The 19094-nt window shown below is 54.1% G+C and carries 17 protein-coding genes; 1 reads left to right on the top strand and 16 read right to left on the bottom strand.

Going from position 1 to position 19094, the window contains the following annotated elements; translation table 11 throughout:
* Nucleotides 1-11 precede the first annotated feature (11 nt).
* The 11 genes from nuoI to FYJ24_RS00835 all read right to left on the bottom strand — a co-directional run bounded on the left by nuoI (nucleotide 12) and on the right by FYJ24_RS00835 (nucleotide 11554).
* Entirely contained in the window at nucleotides 12-656 is a 645-nt protein-coding gene (gene nuoI / locus FYJ24_RS00885) for an NADH-quinone oxidoreductase subunit NuoI (protein WP_154542687.1), read from the bottom strand.
* Complete coding sequence (gene nuoH / locus FYJ24_RS00880) at nucleotides 649-1995, bottom strand: NADH-quinone oxidoreductase subunit NuoH (protein ID WP_318656409.1); 1347 nt, start codon at nucleotides 1993-1995, stop codon at nucleotides 649-651. Before nuoH ends, nuoI begins: the two co-directional genes overlap by 8 nt.
* Nucleotides 1992-4472: an NADH-quinone oxidoreductase subunit G gene (locus FYJ24_RS00875; RefSeq protein ID WP_318656408.1), complete on the bottom strand. Its 2481-nt coding sequence runs from the start codon at nucleotides 4470-4472 to the stop codon at nucleotides 1992-1994. Before FYJ24_RS00875 ends, nuoH begins: the two co-directional genes overlap by 4 nt.
* A complete protein-coding gene (nuoF, locus tag FYJ24_RS00870; RefSeq protein ID WP_154542683.1) occupies nucleotides 4469-5773 on the bottom strand; it encodes an NADH-quinone oxidoreductase subunit NuoF in 1305 nt (434 codons plus the stop codon). Before nuoF ends, FYJ24_RS00875 begins: the two co-directional genes overlap by 4 nt.
* Complete coding sequence (gene nuoE, locus FYJ24_RS00865) at nucleotides 5770-6453, bottom strand: NADH-quinone oxidoreductase subunit NuoE (RefSeq protein WP_154542681.1); 684 nt, start codon at nucleotides 6451-6453, stop codon at nucleotides 5770-5772. Before nuoE ends, nuoF begins: the two co-directional genes overlap by 4 nt.
* Nucleotides 6450-7793, bottom strand: coding sequence for an NADH-quinone oxidoreductase subunit D (locus FYJ24_RS00860; protein ID WP_154542679.1), 1344 nt, complete (start codon nucleotides 7791-7793; stop codon nucleotides 6450-6452). Before FYJ24_RS00860 ends, nuoE begins: the two co-directional genes overlap by 4 nt.
* Nucleotides 7793-8527, bottom strand: a complete 735-nt coding sequence (locus FYJ24_RS00855; RefSeq protein WP_404814682.1) for an NADH-quinone oxidoreductase subunit C — start codon at nucleotides 8525-8527, stop codon at nucleotides 7793-7795. The genes FYJ24_RS00860 and FYJ24_RS00855 overlap by 1 nt, the downstream gene beginning before the upstream one ends.
* Nucleotides 8524-9078, bottom strand: coding sequence for an NADH-quinone oxidoreductase subunit B (locus FYJ24_RS00850; RefSeq protein ID WP_154542677.1), 555 nt, complete (start codon nucleotides 9076-9078; stop codon nucleotides 8524-8526). Before FYJ24_RS00850 ends, FYJ24_RS00855 begins: the two co-directional genes overlap by 4 nt.
* Nucleotides 9079-9441, bottom strand: coding sequence for an NADH-quinone oxidoreductase subunit A (ndhC, locus tag FYJ24_RS00845; RefSeq protein WP_154542676.1), 363 nt, complete (start codon nucleotides 9439-9441; stop codon nucleotides 9079-9081). It abuts the gene before it with no gap.
* A gap of 15 nt (nucleotides 9442-9456) precedes the next feature.
* Complete coding sequence (locus FYJ24_RS00840; protein WP_318656407.1) at nucleotides 9457-10740, bottom strand: geranylgeranyl reductase family protein; 1284 nt, start codon at nucleotides 10738-10740, stop codon at nucleotides 9457-9459.
* Nucleotides 10741-10849: 109 nt separating this feature from the next.
* A complete protein-coding gene (locus FYJ24_RS00835) occupies nucleotides 10850-11554 on the bottom strand; it encodes a demethylmenaquinone methyltransferase (RefSeq protein WP_154542674.1) in 705 nt (234 codons plus the stop codon).
* A 59-nt stretch (nucleotides 11555-11613) separates the two neighbouring features.
* Here FYJ24_RS00835 and FYJ24_RS00830 point away from each other — a divergent pair, with 59 nt between their 5' ends.
* Entirely contained in the window at nucleotides 11614-12807 is a 1194-nt protein-coding gene (locus FYJ24_RS00830) for an isochorismate synthase (protein ID WP_318656406.1), read from the top strand.
* Between the two features lie 4 nt (nucleotides 12808-12811).
* Here the strand turns inward: FYJ24_RS00830 and FYJ24_RS00825 are convergent, their stop codons facing one another.
* Genes FYJ24_RS00825 through argF form a run of 5 tightly spaced genes read right to left on the bottom strand, consistent with a single transcriptional unit; the run spans nucleotide 12812 to nucleotide 19066 of the window.
* Nucleotides 12812-14146, bottom strand: a complete 1335-nt coding sequence (locus FYJ24_RS00825; RefSeq protein WP_225871889.1) for a S1C family serine protease — start codon at nucleotides 14144-14146, stop codon at nucleotides 12812-12814.
* Between the two features lie 20 nt (nucleotides 14147-14166).
* On the bottom strand, nucleotides 14167-15765 hold the full coding sequence (gene menD / locus FYJ24_RS00820; protein ID WP_154542668.1) for a 2-succinyl-5-enolpyruvyl-6-hydroxy-3-cyclohexene-1-carboxylic-acid synthase: 1599 nt from the start codon (nucleotides 15763-15765) through the stop codon (nucleotides 14167-14169).
* Nucleotides 15747-16784 carry an o-succinylbenzoate synthase gene (locus tag FYJ24_RS00815; RefSeq protein ID WP_154542666.1) on the bottom strand — a complete coding sequence of 346 codons (1038 nt, stop codon included), beginning with the start codon at nucleotides 16782-16784 and terminating at the stop codon, nucleotides 15747-15749. The genes menD and FYJ24_RS00815 overlap by 19 nt, the downstream gene beginning before the upstream one ends.
* Before the next feature lie 35 nt (nucleotides 16785-16819).
* Nucleotides 16820-17995 carry a M15 family metallopeptidase gene (locus FYJ24_RS00810; protein WP_154542664.1) on the bottom strand — a complete coding sequence of 392 codons (1176 nt, stop codon included), beginning with the start codon at nucleotides 17993-17995 and terminating at the stop codon, nucleotides 16820-16822.
* Nucleotides 17996-18052: 57 nt separating this feature from the next.
* Nucleotides 18053-19066 carry an ornithine carbamoyltransferase gene (gene argF / locus FYJ24_RS00805; protein ID WP_154542663.1) on the bottom strand — a complete coding sequence of 338 codons (1014 nt, stop codon included), beginning with the start codon at nucleotides 19064-19066 and terminating at the stop codon, nucleotides 18053-18055.
* Between the last annotated feature and the right edge of the window lie 28 nt (nucleotides 19067-19094).

The raw sequence follows: 19094 nt of genomic DNA, 5'->3' as shown, positions 1-19094 counted from the left end.
AGGAATAGGATTCACTTGGCATCTCCCTCGTCGGTAGTAGCCTTAGCCGTCTTGAGGCTCGGATCCTCAGGACGATGCTCACGCACCCAATCGATCTGTGCTTGAGTTGGTCCGGTGACTTCACCCCGGTAATAGTCACCATCGTTCATGCCTTCAACCATTGGATGAGGCGCAGCGACAGCGCCCTCAGGAAGAGGTGCAAGAAGACGATCCTTGTCATAGATTTCGTCCAACCGGGTGTAATCGGACAATTCAAAGTCATTTGTCATCGTCAAGGCACGCGTCGGGCATGCCTCAATACAAAACCCGCAGAATATACAGCGCAAATAGTTGATCTGGTAAACGCGGCCGTAGCGTTCGCCAGGGCTCATTTGATGGTCGGGTGTGTTGCTCGCTGCTTCGACCAATATGGCATCAGCAGGGCACGCCCATGCACACAGTTCACAACCGATACATTTTTCGAGGCCATCAGGATATATGTTGAGCTGATGTCTTCCATGGAACCGAGGCATGACCCGGGCAGGTTCCCGAGGATACTGCTCGGTGACTGTGGGCCGGAAAAAAGAACTAATTGTCACCCCGTAGCCGGCGACAGGAGCAAATATCGAACCGATGGCTCCTTTTTGATCCGGCGCGTACCGCGCTTCGTCACTCATCGCTGTGCTCCTTAGACTGGAGTGTCTGAGAATCAGACGCTTCTAACACTTCTGCTGTCCCTACTGCAACCGCTACTGTCGCTCGTCCCGCTCGCGGCGACGGAGGTAGCTGCTGGTCACCGACAGGGGGTGCGGGATAACCTCCTGCAAAGGCATCGAAAACCTCATCTGCCTCAGCTTCTTCTGTAGTAACTGGCTTAGAATCTCCCAGCCAGGAGATAAGGAAGATCGCGACTATCGCAACTCCAGCGATGATGGCGACGATGACAGGGAGACTGATACCGCTCCAAGCCATGAGGCCTTGCTGTACTGCGACGATAACCAACCAGCCCAGGGAGATTGGAATCAGTATCTTCCATCCAAGACTCATGAACTGGTCATAGCGGAATCTCATGAGCGTCGCGCGCGTCCAGATCATGAGGAACATGAAGAACCACACCTTCAGTGTGAACCACAAGATTCCCCACCAGCCGCCTTCCATGAAAGGAATAAGACCCTCTGGCCATGGAGCATGCCAGCCCCCGAAAAACATCGTCGTCGCTACAGCAGATACATTCAACATGTTGATGTATTCGGCCAAGTAGTACCAACCGAATTTCATTGATGAATACTCTGTCATATGTCCCGCGACCAATTCGCCTTCAGCTTCAGGCAGGTCGAAGGGAAGACGGTTGACTTCACCAACCATAGAGATCAAGTAAATTACGAAAGCCGGAAAGAGAGGTAGACACCACCACAGCGTGGTCTGCGTCGAAACAATCTCCGATGTTGACATCGAACCGGTCATAAGGAATACCGAAACAAGTGCGAGCCCCATAGAAAGTTCATAGGAAATTACCTGAGCTGAGGACCGCACGGCTCCGTAAAGTGGAAGGGTTGATCTGGCCGACCAGCCCCCTAGCACGATTCCGTAAAGCCCAAGCGAGGTCATTGCCAAGATATAGAGAGCTGCAACCGGGGTATCTGCTAACTGCAATGGCGAAGAGTGTCCAAACAGGCTGACATTTGGTCCCATGGGGATGACTGCCAAGACCGAGAAAGCGGTAAAAGCCATCACCGTTGGGCCGAGGAGATACATGAACTTGTCTGCGCGGCTTGTCCAAATATCCTCTTTAAAGAGGAGCTTGCCAGCATCAGCAAAAGCCTGGAACAGGCCTAGAGGACCCGCCACGTTCGGACCTGGCCTGGTCTGCATGCGTGCTAAGCCTCGACGCTCCACCCATAGAGCCATAATGACCGAAGCAATGAGATAGACGATGATGAACAACGCCTTGATCAGCGTTATCCACCACGTTTCTTGGGTGAAGTCGGCTTGTACTCCAGTTGCTGCGAGGATCACAGTGACACCTCCACGATATCTCCGTATTCGGCGAGGTCCGCATGAACCCCATTCCCGAAGGAACATTCAGGTAGCCAAAGCACGTCGTCAGGCATATCCGCAGATTCGATCGGCACAACGACCGATCCGCGAGGGCCCTTGACAGTGACATCGTCATCTTCTGCCGCGCCGATTCTTTCCAGTGTCGCCGGTGATACAAGGGCTACCGGTACCCTCGCGGAACTGCGTAGATCGTCAGCGCCGTCTTGCAAGATTCCAAGATCGACCGAAGGCTTATGGAATACCACGCGTAGTTCCGAGCTCTCATCGTGTTGTGGCTGGACGGATGGATCGGCGACGCGCTCGCCATTCCATTCCATCAACGGGTTTGCTTCGCTGTACACATCTGTAAGAGTCTCTGTTCCCAAGTCAACTCCCATTTCCAGGGCGAGCTTGGTAAGAACATCACGATCAGTGAGAGAACGCGCAGCGTATGCCTGACCGAAGGGACGGAGTCGACCTTCCCAGTTAATAAATGTGCCATTCTTTTCGACTGGAGGTGCAACCGGCAAAATGACATCGGCATATTCTTCTGCGTCTGACCGCCGTACCTGCAAAGATACGACAAAATCAGCGGCTTTCAAAGCCTCTTTTGCCGAGGCAGGATCAGGCCAGTCACGTAGATCGAGTCCGCCCACGACCAAAGTCTTCGCATGCGTGAGGATATCGCGAGCACTGAGGCCAACCTCAGCCAGCTGGGGAGCCCAACCAACCTCTGCACGCGCTGCTTCGTCACCAACTGGACGCCCAAATGGGAGAAGGTTAGGAAGTAATCCAGCCTCAACGGCTGCTCTTTCGCCCGAACGACGAGGCACCCACTGGAGGCGAGCATCTTCCCGATCAGCAAGTCGCGCGACTGCGCTCAGTAACCCAGGCGTTCGAGCAGCGCGTTCACCCACAAGAATGATCGCTCCGTCGCCCAAATCCTTCATTGCGTCGACAACGGCAGGCTCCTGCCCAGGGGACACCTGGATGAGCTCCGCGTCGAGTTTCTCAGAACCTCTAGAAGCAAATGGCGCAACTACCGTGATCTTCTGCTTTCCAACGCTCTTACGCAAACGTAGGAATAGCGATCCACATTCATCTTCCGGTTCAAGTGTGATGAGGACTACATGTGAGGCGGTCTCAACATCTGCGTATGTGACGGAAAGTCCCTCTCCAGCTACCCGAGCAGCTAGGAACTGAGCTTCTTCATCAGACTGCTCACGCCAACGCGCATCAATGTTGTTGGTGCCAAGAGCTAGGCGGGCAAACTTCGACCAGGCCCAGGCATCTTCAAAAGTGAGGCGGCCACCAGGAAGAAGACCGACTGGTCCTTCCGCATTCTTGAGTGAACGTGCCACCCGGTCGAGAGCATCAGACCACGAGGTGGGCACCAATTGCCCGTTTTCGCGCACCAGCGGTGTGGCCATGCGATCGCGTTCAGCCCAGTGGAATGCGAAACGATCTTTGTCGGTAATCCATTCCTCATTGACCTCTGGTTCATTGCCAGCCAAACGGCGTACAACCTCACCGCGGCGAATATCGACGCGAATAGCCGAACCCGAAGCATCCGCCTCGGAAATAGAAGGCGTGGAAACCAGATCGAAAGGACGGGCGCGGAAACGATAGGACGACGCGGTGAGTGCACCGACGGGGCAAATCTGAATCACGTTGCCAGAGAAGTAGCTGGCAAAGGTGCGTCCCGAAAGGTCTTTATCCGACTTCTTTTGCGGTCCCGAATAGACCGAAGAGATGATGCCTTCACGCCCATAGGGGCCTGAAATATCCGTACGCTCAGGTCCATCGACATCTGGGACGTAGAAGCCAAGGACTTCTGCATCAAATGTGCCGATCTGTTCACCAACGAAGACATGATCGTCAGTCGGTGCAGTCCCGCCGCCGCGGCCCTGCAAGTCGATAAAGACGTCCCCAGGAATTTCTTTGCCGAACCTCACGCAACGTTGGCAGAGGATACAGCGATCCCTGTCAAGCATGATTTGCGAGGTAAGGCGCATGGGCTTGGGATATGTACGCTTCGCATCGGCAAAACGCGCTTTGGGCCTGCCTTCAGTCATCGCCTGATTTTGCAAAGGGCACTCGCCGCCCTTATCGCAAATCGGACAATCAAGCGGGTGATTGATGAGCAAAAACTCCATCACACCCTCTTGAGCTTTCTTGGCTACTTCCGAGGTGTCTTGAGTCTTCACCACCATGCCGGGACTCACGGGAATAGCACACGCCGGTTGAGGCTTGGGCATCATCCGCAGGTTTCCCTCACGATCAGGAGTTCCCACTTCCACCAGACACTGGCGACATGCCGCGACTGGCTTCAGTAAGGGATGATCACAGAAACGAGGGATTCTCACCCCGCTCTTTTCCGCGGCGCGAATAATGAGGGTGCCCGGGTCAACGGTGACGGGAACGTCATCAATGATCAACTCAATTTGATCACTCACTTGGCGTCTCCCTTCGCAAAGTTGGTTGATTTCTCATAAGGGAATAGCTCCCATGCAGGAGTAGTAAGTCCAGCTTCAAATTCATCGCGGAAGTGTTTGATCGCTGACTTGATGGGAGTAGCGGCTGCGTCGCCTAGAGCACAGAAGCTGCGTCCGAAGATATTGTTGGCGATTTCATCAAGTAGATCAATATCGCCCTGCCGCCCCTTGCCTGCCTCAAGACGGAGCATTACTTGTTTGAGCCAATACGTTCCTTCACGGCACGGCGTACATTTGCCGCAAGACTCATGCTGATAAAACTCTGTCCATTTGAGGATCGTGCGCACAACTGACGTCGTTTCATCGAATACCATCAGCGCGCGCGTTCCCAGCATCGAACCCGCAGCTGCAACGGCTTCATAATCGAGGGGAACATCAAGGTCTTCTTCGGTGAAAAGAGGTGTTGACGAACCTCCGGGAGTGAAGAACTTCAACCGGTGACCGTCTCTGACTCCACCAGCATATTCAAGAAGTTCGCGCATCGTGACGCCAAAGGGTGCCTCAAATTGTCCCGGGTTTTTGACATGCCCGGACACGGAAAAGAGACCGCAGCCTTTAGACTTTTCAGTGCCCATAGTCGGGTACCAGCCGTCATGATGACGAAATACCAGAGCAACATCGGCAATAGTCTCGACATTGTTGACAACTGTAGGACGTTGATAGAGGCCTGCTACCGCAGGGAACGGAGGCTTCAACCGTGGGTGTCCGCGACGCCCTTCCAACGAATCCAAAAGCGCCGTTTCTTCACCACAAATATAGGCGCCCGCACCAGCATGCGCGGTGATTCTCAGGTCTCCCAGCAGGCCAGATTCTGTCGCCTCGGCAACAGCCTCGAGGAGACGCCGGTAGACGTGCACAACTTCGCCACGCAGGTAGACGAATGCATGCTTGCAGTTGATTGCCTTACTGGCAATCGCAATGCCTTCGATCAGCAGATGAGGATCGGCCATGATGAGAGGAATGTCCTTGCATGTTCCAGGCTCTGACTCATCCGCATTGACTACCAAATACCGCGGTTGACCATCGTCGGGGGGAAGGAAGGACCACTTCATGCCAGTGGGGAATCCCGCGCCTCCTCGACCACGAATACCTGAGGACTTCACAAACTCGGTAATCTCAGATGGCTGCATGGATTCAGCTTTGCGTAAGCCCGTGTACGCCCCCGCCTCGAGGGCCGCTTTGAGAGTCCAAGACTCTTCACTCCCCCACCGCTCGGTCAAAGCCGGGGTGAGTGGACTGGGAGCGGTAAAGACGTCGATCATTTGCCTGCCTCTTCAGCTACAAACTCTGGAGCTTTCCAATCGTGATTCCTCGCCACGTCGAGGCCACGGAGACTCTGGGGGCCAGCCGATGGACCTTGATTCGCCAACCCATCCCTGAAGCCTGCCAAAGTACGACTCACTTCTTTGAACGTGCGCAGAGAATCCGGACCACGCGTGGGCGCTACGGGCTTGCCGTTTTCTAGAGATTCCACTAGTTCCACAGCCGAATCTGGATTTTGGTTGTCGAAGAACTCCCAATTGACCATGATGACCGGCGCATAGTCACATGCCGCATTGCACTCTAGTTTTTCAAGAGTAATTTTCCCGTCTTCGGTGGTTTCGTCGTGGTGAATTCCGAGGTGATTTGAAAGTGCCTCGTAAATCTGGTCTCCGCCCAAAATCCCACATAGTGCATTTGTGCATACGCCCACGTTGTATTCACCATTCGGGTGCTTCTTGAACTGCGTGTAGAACGTCGCCACTGCTGAAATCTGTGCCTGAGAGAGATCAAGGATTTCTGCGATGAGGGCAATACCATCAGGACTCACGTAACCATCTACCGACTGCACCAGATGCAGCAGGGGAAGCAACGCCGAACGCGCATGACCCTCTGGATACCTCGCTATTACCTCAGCCGCATCTTTTCGCAGCTGCTGTTCTACTTCATGTGAATAACTCATCGGTCCACACCTCCAGCAACGGGGTCGAGAGACGCCAATGTAACGACGACATCAGCCAATTGTCCGCCTTCGGTTGCGACTGCCATAGCCTGTAAGTTATTGAAGGATGGGTCGCGGAAGTGAGCGCGGAATGGGCGGGTACCACCAGCTGAAACCAAGTGCGTGCCCAAGATTCCTTTGGCGTGTTCTACTTCTTGGTATGTCTGTCCGGCCGGAACGCGGAATCCCTCGGTCACCAGCTTGAAATGGTGGATGAGTGACTCCATCGATTCGCCCATAATCTCTTGGATATGTGCGGGACTGTTACCCTGGCCGTCAGTGCCAACAGATAGTTGCGCGGGCCAAGCAATATGCTTATCGGCAACCATCACCGGTGCGCCCTCAGTGTCCTCAAGACGTTTGAGTACCTGGTCAACGATGCGAATCGACTGATAGCACTCTTCGAAACGAACCATTGCCCGGTTGAAGGCATCAGAAGAGTCTCGAGTGGGAACATCAAAGTCAAAGTCTTCGTACCCGCAATAGGGCGCGTCTTTACGCAGGTCAGTCGCTAAACCACCGGCTCTTAGAGATGGGCCAGTGACGCCAAGTGCCATCATGGCTGACATGGACAAATGACCGACGCCCTTGAAACGCTTGTGGAAGATTGGATTCTCAGCGACGATGTCGAAGAGCTCACCGATGTCTCGCCGTACCTTGTCAAGCAGCGGACGAATATAGTCCACTGTACCTTCCGGCAGATCCATAGGAACACCACCAGGGCGCACAAACGCGTGGTTCATGCGCAGACCGGTGATCCTCTCAAAGATCCTCAGTATTTCTTCACGGCCTCTGAAAGCAATCGTCATCAAAGTCGTGGCACCAAGTTCGTTGCCACCTGTCCCAATCGCAACAATGTGACTGGCGATTCGGTTGAGTTCCATGAGGAGCACACGGATAAGTGTTGCGCGTTCTGGAATCTGGTCGGTGATACCTAGAAGTTTTTCGACCGCCAAACAATAGGACACTTCCTGGAAAAATGGGGCTACGTAGTCCATGCGGGTACAGAAGGTCACGCCCTGAGTCCACGTGCGGAACTCCATGTTTTTCTCTATGCCCGTGTGGAGATAGCCGATATCGACGCGAGTATCGCGTACGGTTTCCCCATCAAGTTCAAGAATCAGACGAATAACCCCGTGAGTCGAAGGGTGAACGGGGCCCATATTGAGAACTATGCGTTCACTAGTGATCTTACGAATCTCGTCAAGGACATCTTCCCAGTCCCCACCTTGAGCGAGAATATCTGCATAGTCGTCAACATTGATCTGTTCGCCACCAGCTGTGGCCTTAAAATCCGCCATCAGTTGTATGACCTCCTGGTATCGACCGGTGGCACAGTTGCACCACGGTATTCGATGGGAATGCCGCCCAGTGGGTAGTCCTTGCGTTGCGGGTGCCCCACCCAATCAGAGGGCAACTCAATGCGTGTGAGGGACGGGTGGCCGCGGAAGACAATACCCATCAGATCCCATGCTTCGCGTTCAGACCAATCATTACCCGGATAGATATCAACGATACTGGGAAGCCAACAATCCTCATCTGGGCAGGTAGTTTCTACAAATATCACGCGTTTATGAGTGAAGGAACGGAACGGGTAGAGGCCATGAAATTCTCGTCCTGCATCGCCCGGATAGTTCACGGCCGAAATCCCTAGACACATTTCAAAACGAAGGTCTTGGTCATCACGCAAGTAGCGTGCAATCGTACGCAGGTGCTCCCGTGGAACTGTGATGATAAGTTCGTCGCCGTTGACGACGATTTTTTCGATCGCCTCATCTCTAGCGATGCCGTCAGTCGTGAGTAGTTCTTCGATGACGTCGACAGCCTCATCGAACCACCCACCATATGGGCGAGGTGATGCACCCGGAAGACTGAAGGTTTCAACCAGGCCACCAAATCCTGTGGTATCACCATCATCGATCACACCGAATGACCCGTGACGTACCGAGATAACTTCGGGCTGCTCGAATACGGAAGGAGGTCGCTGTAATGATGTTTCATCCTGCGGATCGATATTCTCGATTTCTTCGCTCACGCCAGCAGTCCCTTCATACTGTGGATCGGAGTGGCTTCTAATGCGGCCTTCTCAGCTGCCCGTGCGATTTCTTCACGATGGACACCGAGAGGTTCTTTTCCGATTTGTTCACGCAGAGTAAGAACAGCGTGGATCAAGGCTTCTGGACGCGGGGGGCATCCAGGAAGATACACATCAACAGGGACAATGTGGTCGACTCCCTGGACAATAGCGTAGTTGTTGAACATACCGCCCGAGGAGGCACAAGCCCCCATAGAGATTACCCATTTGGGTTCTGGCATAGAGTCATACACATTGCGGACGATGGGAGCCATTTTTTGTGACACGCGTCCAGATACGATCATCAAGTCTGAATGTCGCGGGCTGGCGCGGAACACTTCCAGTCCAAAACGTGACATGTCAAAACGAGGAGTTCCACCTGCCATCATCTCAATAGCGCAGCAGGCAAGCCCCATTGTGACGGGCCATTGGCTGTATTTGCGCGCCAGTCCCAGCACCTTTTCGATACTGGTGAGCGCTACTCCCGAAGGGAGCTTTTCTTCAATACCCATTTATGTCCACTCCAACCCTTCACGACGGAGTTCGTAGATCAGCGGAACCGTGATCAAAGCGATAAAAACCAGTGCCGTGATCAATCCAAATGGTCCCAAAAGTCCAAAAGATACAGCCCAGGGGTAGAGAAAGACGACCTCTACATCAAAGACGATGAAGGTCATCGCCACTAGGTAGTACTTCACAGGGAAGCGCCCGTCCTCAAGATGCACGGGGCTGGGGTCAATACCGCACTCATAGTTTTGTGCCTTGACCCTGTTCTTCTGTCTGGGGCCAAGGATCGCCGAAGCGCCTAGTCCGCCAAGAGAGACCAAGAACGCCACCGCGGCCATGATGAGCAGCGGGACATACGGGTTAGTCATCTTCTCTCCCGATCCTTATACCTTGCGTACCAACGTGGCCAATGTTGCGATGAGACGATCATCCGCGTCACCGCCCTTTCTCTCATAGCCATCCGAGAGTAGTTTATTGACCAACTTCATTAGCCTACGCCGTGGCAAACCGTAGTTTGTGCAAATCCGCATGATCTGAGGGTTTTCTATGAGTTTCACGAACACCCTACCTAGCGAGTAATAACCTCCATACTCGTTAACTAATTCATGAGGATAGACCAACATCGCTCGATCGAAGCTCACGCGGCTAGTCCGAATGAGCGCTTCCGCGGCGGCTTGAGCCAGTATTCTGCCAGCTTTCATTGCGGGGGCGATACCTTCACCATTGAAAGGTGAAACCATGCCACCTGCATCCCCTACTACAGCAAATCCGCAAGAATAGTGGGGCTTACGGTTGAACGCCATGGGAAGAGCTGCGGACCGCAGCGGTCCCACCTGATTCTCAGGAGTAAAACCCCATTCCTCAGGAAGATTGGCAACCCACTGACCGAAGACTTGCTTATACGGGATCTGGGTGGCATTCGCTGTTGAGGACACCGAACCAAGTCCCACATTGACCAAGCCGTCGCCTAGCGGGAAAATCCACCCGTAGCCCGGTAGGAGCTCAGATTCTCCTGGCTTTCCACTCCAGAGTTCGAGATGCGATTCCATCCACCCATAGTCAGCCCGTGGACTCTTAAAATACGTGCGAGCCGCAACTCCCAGGGGACGGTTTATTTTCTTTTCTATCCCTAGACTGGTGGACAGTCGCCCCGCCACGCCACCCGCGTCAACAACCAGCCGCGCGCTAGCTGAGACTTCTCTGGCACCTGCACCACGTCCGACTCGAGCTTTCACACCAACGACTCTGCCCAGTGAATCCTGTACGGCTTCGAACACATTATGGTTTTCATAAAGTCGGGCGCCAGCGCGCTGCGCTTTTTCAATCAGTGTTGCATCAAGCTGCATACGGGGCCGAGCCAACCCGAAGTTGGGTCGGGTCATCTGATCGGGCCAATCAAAATACAGACTATGTCCGCCACCAATGACATGGAGACCTTGGTTGTGAGCCCATGAGGAAAAATCGATCCCCATATGTACCAGTTCGGCTACAGCTGCAGGGGTGAGGCCATCACCGCATACTTTATCTCTGGGAAACGAGGCTCGGTCAAGGACTGCCACGTCAATGCCAGCTTGAGCCATGTGGTAGGCCGCTGAGGCCCCTCCGGGTCCTCCTCCGACAATGATGACGTCCGCGTCAATATGCGAAATAGCTTTGGTTGTGGACACCCGCCCATCCTATCCCAGCCACGTACGGGGCCATAAAACTGTACGCCGGGCCGCATGCCGCTCCGTCAGTTACCGTAACGCCCAGGATGCGGGAACAGATGCTTAGCTACTACTGTTTGAATGCGCGATGCAGCGCAACTATCCCTCCAGAGAGACTGCGGTATTCCACATTTTTCCATCCCGCTTCCTCGATAGTGTGGCCAAAATCAAGCTGATGTGGCCAATCAATGATTGATTCCATCAAGTACTCGTAGGCACTACCATCGCTGGAGGCAATCTTGGCGATGCGCGGAAGAACCTGCCCCAAATAGAAACGGTAGAGAGACCGAAACGCTGGGTTTTCAGGAGTCGAAAACTCGCACACAACCAGTCGACCGCCAGGTTTCGTCACTCGAAGCATTTCACGTAAAGCCCGCCGAGTGTCCTGCACATTGCGTATCCCGAAACTGATAGTGACTGCATCGAACTGGTCATCAGCAAACGGTAAGTCTGTTGCATCACCCTGAACGAAATTCAGTGTGGGAAATCGCTGCCGACCGACCTCGATCATCCCCTCCGACAGATCGCAGGCAATAACGTATGCTCCTGACTGAGCAATAGCATGCGACGAAGTGCCCGTTCCTGCCGCAAGATCGAGAATGTCTTGCCCTCTCTCGGGGGCTATTGCGTTCACCGTTGCGCGACGCCAAATGTAAACTTGCCCTGCCGATAATACATCGTTCATCACGTCATAACGTGGTGCTACCTGGTCAAACATTGCGGCAACATCGCCAGGGTTTTTCGATAGGTCTGCACGGGCTTCACTGTTTGTCATAGTCCTATTATGGCAAGCTCGCCATTAGGATGATTACATTACGTCAAAAGGAGAGTGCCGTGCAGTTGCAAATCCGCGCAGAAGAATTCCACGATGCCCCAGAAAACCTGCTGAATCTGGCGCCCAGGCCTGGGAACCTACTGTGCTGGGTAGGCGACAAAAGACAGATAGTGGGCTGGGGTGAAGCACTCCGCTTGGAATTCTCAGGTCGGCACGCGATCCGCGAGGCATCATCTGCTTGGAAGGAAATTGCCGATTCTGCGGTTGGAGGGGTGCCCATTGCGTTGGCATCTTTCGCATTCGGATCCCATTCGACCAGCTACTTGGTTGTCCCCCGCGTTGCTATTGTTCGTGACAACCAAGGAACTCGCATACTCACATGTGCTGTCGACGAGGAGCCACCCTCACCTCAGCACGAGGTCAATGTATCGAGGGAGCCTGTGACCGCACCCGCAGGATTGTGGACGGCGCCGGGTCGAATGACACAGAGCCAATGGGAAGATGCAGTGCGGCGTTTAATCGCCCTCCTCAAGTCGGGTGCCGCAGCCAAGGTTGTGCTTACACGAGACATGGTGATTTCCTCGGCAACCCCCATTGACGAGCGATTCTTAGCTCAGCGCCTCCACGACCTATACCCCACCACATGGGTGTATTCAGTAGCGGGTTTGGTAGGAGCTACACCAGAGATGCTGGCAGCTAAACGGGGAGACACCGTGACATCTCGAGTGCTGGCAGGAACCAGCGAACCGGGCAACGGCGCTGAACTCTTAGGCTCTCTCAAAGACCGCAGCGAGCATCACTTTGCTGTCGAGTCAGTGGCACGCGCGTTGTCGCCCCTCTCCGACTCGCTGGAGGTTCCACAGGAACCGACGATACTGGACCTACCGAATGTCACACACTTGGCGACCGACGTGACCGCCTCGATTCCAAATGCCAGTGTGCTTGATGTTATCCACGCCCTTCACCCCACTGCTGCAGTATGTGGGACACCGACAACCCTCGCATACAACATTCTGGAAACGATAGAGGGAACTCAGCGCGGCAGGTATTCCGGCCCGGTTGGTTGGGTCGACGGGACTGGCGACGGCGAATTTGGTATAGCGCTGAGATGCGGTCAACTCACTGATGATCGCAAGAGCATTCGTGTATTTGCGGGAGGCGGCATTATGCCCGACTCTGTGCCGGCAGTCGAGCTGGCAGAGACCCGGGCAAAAATGCGGCCGGTGCTGGAAGCACTACAGCTTGAGGATTAACCCCCTATTTTTCCTGGAGAATAACGGGAACCTGCTGTTTTACACCGTCACGGACGACATCGAGAGTGACTTGATCGCCTGCAACATACCTGCGCACGTACCCGGTGAGTGAAGGTCCCGAGACAACAGGATGCCCGTCGAGGCCAACGATCACGTCCCCGGGACGAAGCCCAGCTTCTTCAGCAGCACTGCCCGGATTCACCTCACCAACTACCGCCCCGACTTGACTGGTACCTTCGACTTCCGCGATTCCCGAGCCGATAGTCACACCTAACAGAGCATGCTTTACCGTCCCAGTTTCAAGAATCTGTTGCGTTACCGACTTTACTAGGTCTACGGGTATAGCAAACCCCAGCCCAATGGAACCAGCTGTTTCTGCAGAATTGCTGAGCGAGGCGATCGAAGAGTTGATACCGATGACAGCCCCTGTTGGGTCGAATAGAGGCCCACCAGAGTTGCCTTGATTGATCGCTGCATCCACCTGGATTGCATTGGTGATCACTGGTTCGGATCCCTCGCCATCACCGGAGACCGCAACGGGCCGATCAAGGGCTGAAATCACTCCCGTAGTAACGGTTCCAGATAGCCCTAAAGGCGCACCTATAGCCATGACGGGTTCCCCCACCTTAAGACTCTCTGAAGAGGCAAGGTTTACTGCGACCAGGTCCTGCGGTTCCCCAAGCATCCGGATCACAGCTAAGTCCGTAGTGGGGTCAGTTCCTACAAGTTCAGCTGGATAGACGCGCCCATCCGATAAAGTCACTGAAATCTCTCCGCCATTTGCGACCGTAGCAACAACGTGGTTGTTCGTAACGACGACACCCGAGGGGTCAATGATTGCTCCTGAACCTGTCCCACCAGCTTCCCCCGAAGATACTGAAATAGTGACTGTTGCTGGTTCCACCGCAGCAGCTACCGCTTCCCAGTCTGGAATCTCCCCTGTGAAAACTGGTGTGCGGTCTTCTGACTGCGAGGCAACAGGTTGCGCGTTCCCTTCTGTTGCCGATGGCCCCAAGGACAATCCCATCGTTAGGCCCACCGAGATCGCTGCCGTACCCACCATCGCGGCTATCAAAGCACCCCAACCGGGGCCCTTCGAGCCACCAGAGCCTTGGGTTGTACGGCTTGGTACTGGGGGTGGTTCTGGCGTTCTTTCAGCTACTGGCGGGTTGGGCGGCGTCGCGGGAGGCTGACCTCCGCCTTGCACACCTGCAGTAACCATGGAAGAACTTTGGGGGTAGGTAACTCTGGGGGGTGGTACCGGCTGCGGGCGCGACGAAGACCGGTTCCCCACGCGTCGAGGCGGCTGGTACCCAGAATAGGGATATTGCGAGCTCATGCATACACTCCTGGTCAAATCTATGGGACTATTGTGCGGCAGTTTTCTGAAGATTTCCTGAGAGCTATCTGGGTGCGATGTGAAAGGTCGGTGATGAGTGAAGATTCCCGTGGAACCGGCACATGGACAAGGTTTCTTCCCCTGACGGGAGCTTCAAGAATGTCCTGCAAATCATTGTGTGTCTCCACTCGCTGTGCACCCCACCCACACGCCAATGCAACTCCTACAGGGTCCACACTTTGTTTGACAGCAAAATATCGCTCATAGAGTTCCGTAAACTGAGGTTTCCCATGTTCAAGCGACGCGAATATTGACCCGCCCCCGTCGTCCAACACGATAACTTGGATGTCTTGCTCAGGTAGAGGACGAGCGCCCAACGCATTCATATCGTAGGCAAAAGTCAAGTCACCCATTACCGCACGTATCGGTTGTTGACGCGCTGCACCAAAACCTATCGCTGTAGATATGGTTCCATCTATACCTGCCAGACCTCGGTTGGAGTGAACGTTGTTTCGCTCTCCCCACCCCGCTATATCAAAGGCCCGCACTGCGTTGGAGGCTCCCAGCCACAATGGAACCTCAGGTTGTGACCTCCAGATTTGTCTCGCCACGCCAAGTAACGTCATATCTCCATCGAGTGCTGCGGCTGCAACTTCCGCTTCACTAGCGATCGTCTCCCATACAGCGCTCCACTGGGCACGTGCAGAAGGCGCTGTTCCTCTCAAACCCGGCACCACCGCCTGTGCATGCCCAGCGGGATCAGGCCAAATGCGAAGAGAAGACACGACTACTTTTCGCGGCACCTGCGCCAAAAGACTTTGTACGCCTCTGGACAGCGTAGGTTTCCCCGTTACAATCACTTGCTGGACTCTGTCGATTAGTAGCTGCAAAACGACGGGGGCGTGTCCGCCATTGCCCGGGGCGGTTGGTTCAGCGACAATGGGAATCCCAGCGATGCGGGCATGAGAAACGACCTCACTATCAGCCCCATCACCAGCAACCACCACGGTATCCAGATTCCCGTCGACGACATCATTCCACCGTGGAAAAGTGGTCTCTCCCTCATCAAAAAGCGGCACCCGGACTTCTGGCCATATTTCGTCCCCTTGAGGAATGAGTGGATCTGCGAAAGCGATATTGAGATGAACCGGCCCCCTCTTTGCCGCACGCACCAGACGAATAATCGCCTCTTTCACTGCAGCTCCTGCCGGCACTGAAACTTCAGCTACTGGTGTTGGCCCATACAAACCGTGTTGAGTGGTCGTTTGAGAAGCTCCCACCCCAATAAGTTCGAAAGGACGATCTGCTGTCACTGCCACTAACGGGAGCTCTTGGTCTTTTGCTTCTTCAAGCGCTGGATGCAGCTCAGCTGCGGCCGTACCGGACGTAGTTATCACCGCAGGAACGATGCCCGCTCGCGACAAACCCACGGCAAAGAACGCGCCGCTGCGTTCATCGGCAAAAGGATAGACGCGCACGAGACTGCGTTTCTCGGCTTCAGCAAGGGCATAGGCCAGTGGAGCATCACGGGAACCGGGACAGTACACATAATCTGTGATCCCCATGGCAATCAGAGTTGCGATTGCTTCGCGAGCTCGAGTCACTGATTCGCTAGGCACTCAATTACCTCTTCTGTCCGATTAATCCACGTGTTCATAGGAGGATTTCCTGTAGGTGAAAGGCTTAAGTCACGAATAACTCTATCTGCATCGTCAACTGCGATCCTCCCCATCTGCACAGTCAACGTAGGTGTCACGTCGCCCTTAAGTAGTCTTCCCGTACCAAAGCCACAAGCATACGGAAGCTCCGGTAGTGCCGCTGCCAGATGCACCCCTGCCGCCAGCCCCACACTGGTATCGACCGCAGAAGAAATAACAATCGGTAGCCCCAAGGAGCGTGCGAGGGTCATTCCCGCATGTACTCCACCAAGAGGTGCGACTTTTACTACAGCAATGTCAGCGGCCTCTAGTTCCGCCACTCGAAGGGGGTCATCTGCCCGGCGTATCGACTCATCAGCAGCTATAAGGGTGTCTACTCGCGCGCGAACATAAGCCATATCTGCAACGGATACGCAAGGCTGTTCGACATATTCGAGGCCCCCGGCCGCACTTGTCAGCTTCTCAATAGCAAAACAAGCTTCATCTGCTCCCCAAGCGCCATTGGCATCGATCCGAACGCGGGCACGGTCACCAAAACTCTCTCGGAGCACTTCAGCTACGGCCTTTACTCGCTGACAGTCAGCTAAAAGGTCAGCCCTGGGGTCAGCAACCTTGAGTTTCGCCGTGAAAGACTGTGTTTCCTTCGCGAGGCGTGAAGCGACTTCGGGGGTAACTACTGGAATAATCGCGTTCACTGGGACGTGCGTTCGCACAGGTGACGGCGATGTAGCGACAGCTGACGCAATAGCGCTGCGCAACCATGTGGAGGATTCCTCTGGATCGTAATCGAAAAAGGGAGCAAATTCTCCCCATCCAGCTTCACCTCGTATAAGAAGTCCGCTACGCTCGCGCACACCCCGAAACTCAAAAGACATTGGGATGGAGAATACCCACGACTCAGTGATTCCTTGGGCGTCGAGCCAGCGTCGACTGCGAGTGGACCAAGCAGTAGGTGAAATGGGAGCAAGATTGACAGACACGGCGCCAGTATAGTGACTTACCGGTCAAGACGCGGTCAGCGCGTTGCCTTAGGAAGTTTCACTTTGAAGATGACATCCGGTGTCGGCCCGGTGAAGTCGGCGCTATCACTGTCAGAATAGCTGGTTCCAAACTCGTAGTGCCATGGTTCTGGGCGATCGCTCTCACGGTTCAGTGCTGAGGGAAGCCGCCAACCATACTTATAGCCATTTTCAAGCATCCACTGAACTTCTGGAGCATCCCATTCGCGGAAAATGTCCCAGCCCAAGTCGACTGCTAAACCCCAACCGTGATTAGAAGTGCCTGGCGCTGCTGCCCAATTGGCGTCCCTGTTGTAGACAGTAACTTGCTCAGAATAGGGACGGTATCCATCGAGAATTGGAATATCCTCACCAAACTCGGCCTTGTAGGCATCGCTGAGACGCTGAAGATACGGTAGAGCTACACAAGCAATGCGGTCATTGGTCGCCCAAGGAATTTCACATAGGACGTCATCGGGTAGTTGCCCATTGGAATAGCCGCTGAAATCTGGCATATTTGCCGCGGCTCTGCGGTCCAATTCTAGCTGAGCTTCTGCGCCTAGGTCTCCGCCCGATGCTACCAACGAGTTCAACGCGTCTTCATTGAAGTCTGGAATATAAGGCCGTAGGTCTCCCCGAATACCGGCACGTTGTTCATCAGACAGATCGGCAATAGCCACATTGAGTTCTTCAACCAACACGGTCAGTGCCTTATAGTCCGATATCGAGCGAGCAACGGTAACCCGTTGTAAGCGAGATTCTTCGGCGGACTGAGCGTCGAGCGTGGTTACCTCTTTGGCAGCTGAAAAAAGAGCCGACTGCGTAAGCTCACCTTTCTTGAAGGCATAAGCTAAAGATGGAGATACTCCTTTGAGAACGAAATATGACGTTTCGCCTTGTCCGTCATCTACCGCAGCTCTGAGAGCTTGATAAGCATTCCGAACTACATCAACAGAGTCTTCGCCTGGTAAAACTTCAAGCGCCCGTGAGTCAACTCGCCCCAATGCTTCTCTGGCTAATCCCACTCCTGCAGCGTCAGCGCTATTAGGTTCAACGATAACTAAGACATCACTTCTGATAGTGTCGGCCCACGCTTTAGCGAGGGGAACTGCGACGATTACTAGCGCCAACAGATATACCACGAGTAGAATTCGGGCGCGCGCTAAGTGTCGCTTTGATGTCAATGATTTCATTTCTGGATCAGTCTAAACCTTTAAGACCGCTGTTGTCTGCAATTTGAGGCACATCGTTCACTGGCGACCTAGCGAACGTACCATCACGGCTTTTATGGTATGGAGTCGGTTTTCTGCCTGATCGAAAACCACTGAGCGAGGACTAGAGAACACTTCATCAGTGACCTCTACTCCGTCAAGGCCAAATTGTTCGAAGATTTCCTTACCGACCGTGGTGTTGAGATCATGAAATGAGGGAAGACAATGCATGAATAGACTCCTTTTGCCTGCGCGGTCCATCAAGTTCTGATCTACGCGATAAGGCATGAGAAGTGCGATGCGTTCAGCCCAGACGTCCTTGGGCTCTCCCATAGACACCCAGATATCTGTGTGAACAAAATCAACACCCGCTACCGCGTCAATCTCATCTGTCACAGTGATTCGCGCGCCGGTTTTAGCAGCGATAGCTTTAGCTTCTTGGATGACTTCATCAGGTGGTAACAGAGGCGTGGGGGCAACTATGCGCACATCGGAGCCAAGCATTGCTCCGTTGATCAACAGCGAGCGTCCCATGTTGAAACGAGCATCACCAACATAAGCGTAGGCGATATCGGAGAAGTCTCTTCCTGCCGAATGCTCTAGCATCGTGAGCGAGTCGGCGAGCATCTGGGTTGGATGCCATTCATCTGTCAGACCGTTCCATACCGGTACGCCAGAATCAGATGCGAGTATCTCCACATCGGCCTGCGAATCACCTCGGTATTCGATTCCATCGAAGAACCGTCCTAATACCTTCGCAGTATCAGCAACTGACTCTTTATGTCCCATCTGTGATCCCGAAGGATCTAGATACGTCGTGTGAGCCCCCTGGTCTGCAGCAGCGACCTCGAATGCACATCGCGTCCGAGTAGAGGTTTTAGCAAAAATCAAAGCGATGTTACGGCCCCGGAGATATTGTTCTTCTTCGCCGTTCTTCTTCGCCGCTTTCAGCAATGCCGCAAGCTCAATTAACTGATGCCACTGACTGGGGGTAAGGTCGGTTTCTTTCAAGAAATGAGCACCGGGGCTCACAAAGCTGGAAATGTCCGTCATGGGAATAGGATACCGGTCCGGCTACACT

Origin of the sequence: Scrofimicrobium canadense (assembly GCF_009696615.1) — a bacterium.
GTDB lineage: Bacteria > Actinomycetota > Actinomycetes > Actinomycetales > Actinomycetaceae > Scrofimicrobium > Scrofimicrobium canadense.
Note: the sequence above shows the minus strand (reverse complement) of the source record. Positions and strands in the feature narration are given on the sequence as shown.

Excerpts from the sequence above, each read along its gene's own strand:
- nuoI (WP_154542687.1), bottom strand. The coding sequence starts at position 656 with ATGAGTGACGAAGCGCGGTACGCGCCGGATCAAAAAGGAGCCATCGGT.
- nuoF (WP_154542683.1), bottom strand. The coding sequence starts at position 5,773 with ATGATCGACGTCTTTACCGCTCCCAGTCCACTCACCCCGGCTTTGACC.
- nuoE (WP_154542681.1), bottom strand. The coding sequence starts at position 6,453 with ATGAGTTATTCACATGAAGTAGAACAGCAGCTGCGAAAAGATGCGGCT.
- FYJ24_RS00860 (WP_154542679.1), bottom strand. The coding sequence starts at position 7,793 with ATGGCGGATTTTAAGGCCACAGCTGGTGGCGAACAGATCAATGTTGAC.
- FYJ24_RS00850 (WP_154542677.1), bottom strand. The coding sequence starts at position 9,078 with ATGGGTATTGAAGAAAAGCTCCCTTCGGGAGTAGCGCTCACCAGTATC.
- ndhC (WP_154542676.1), bottom strand. The coding sequence starts at position 9,441 with ATGACTAACCCGTATGTCCCGCTGCTCATCATGGCCGCGGTGGCGTTC.
- FYJ24_RS00835 (WP_154542674.1), bottom strand. The coding sequence starts at position 11,554 with ATGACAAACAGTGAAGCCCGTGCAGACCTATCGAAAAACCCTGGCGAT.
- FYJ24_RS00825 (WP_225871889.1), bottom strand. The coding sequence starts at position 14,146 with ATGAGCTCGCAATATCCCTATTCTGGGTACCAGCCGCCTCGACGCGTG.
- FYJ24_RS00810 (WP_154542664.1), bottom strand. The coding sequence starts at position 17,995 with ATGAAATCATTGACATCAAAGCGACACTTAGCGCGCGCCCGAATTCTA.
- argF (WP_154542663.1), bottom strand. The coding sequence starts at position 19,066 with ATGACGGACATTTCCAGCTTTGTGAGCCCCGGTGCTCATTTCTTGAAA.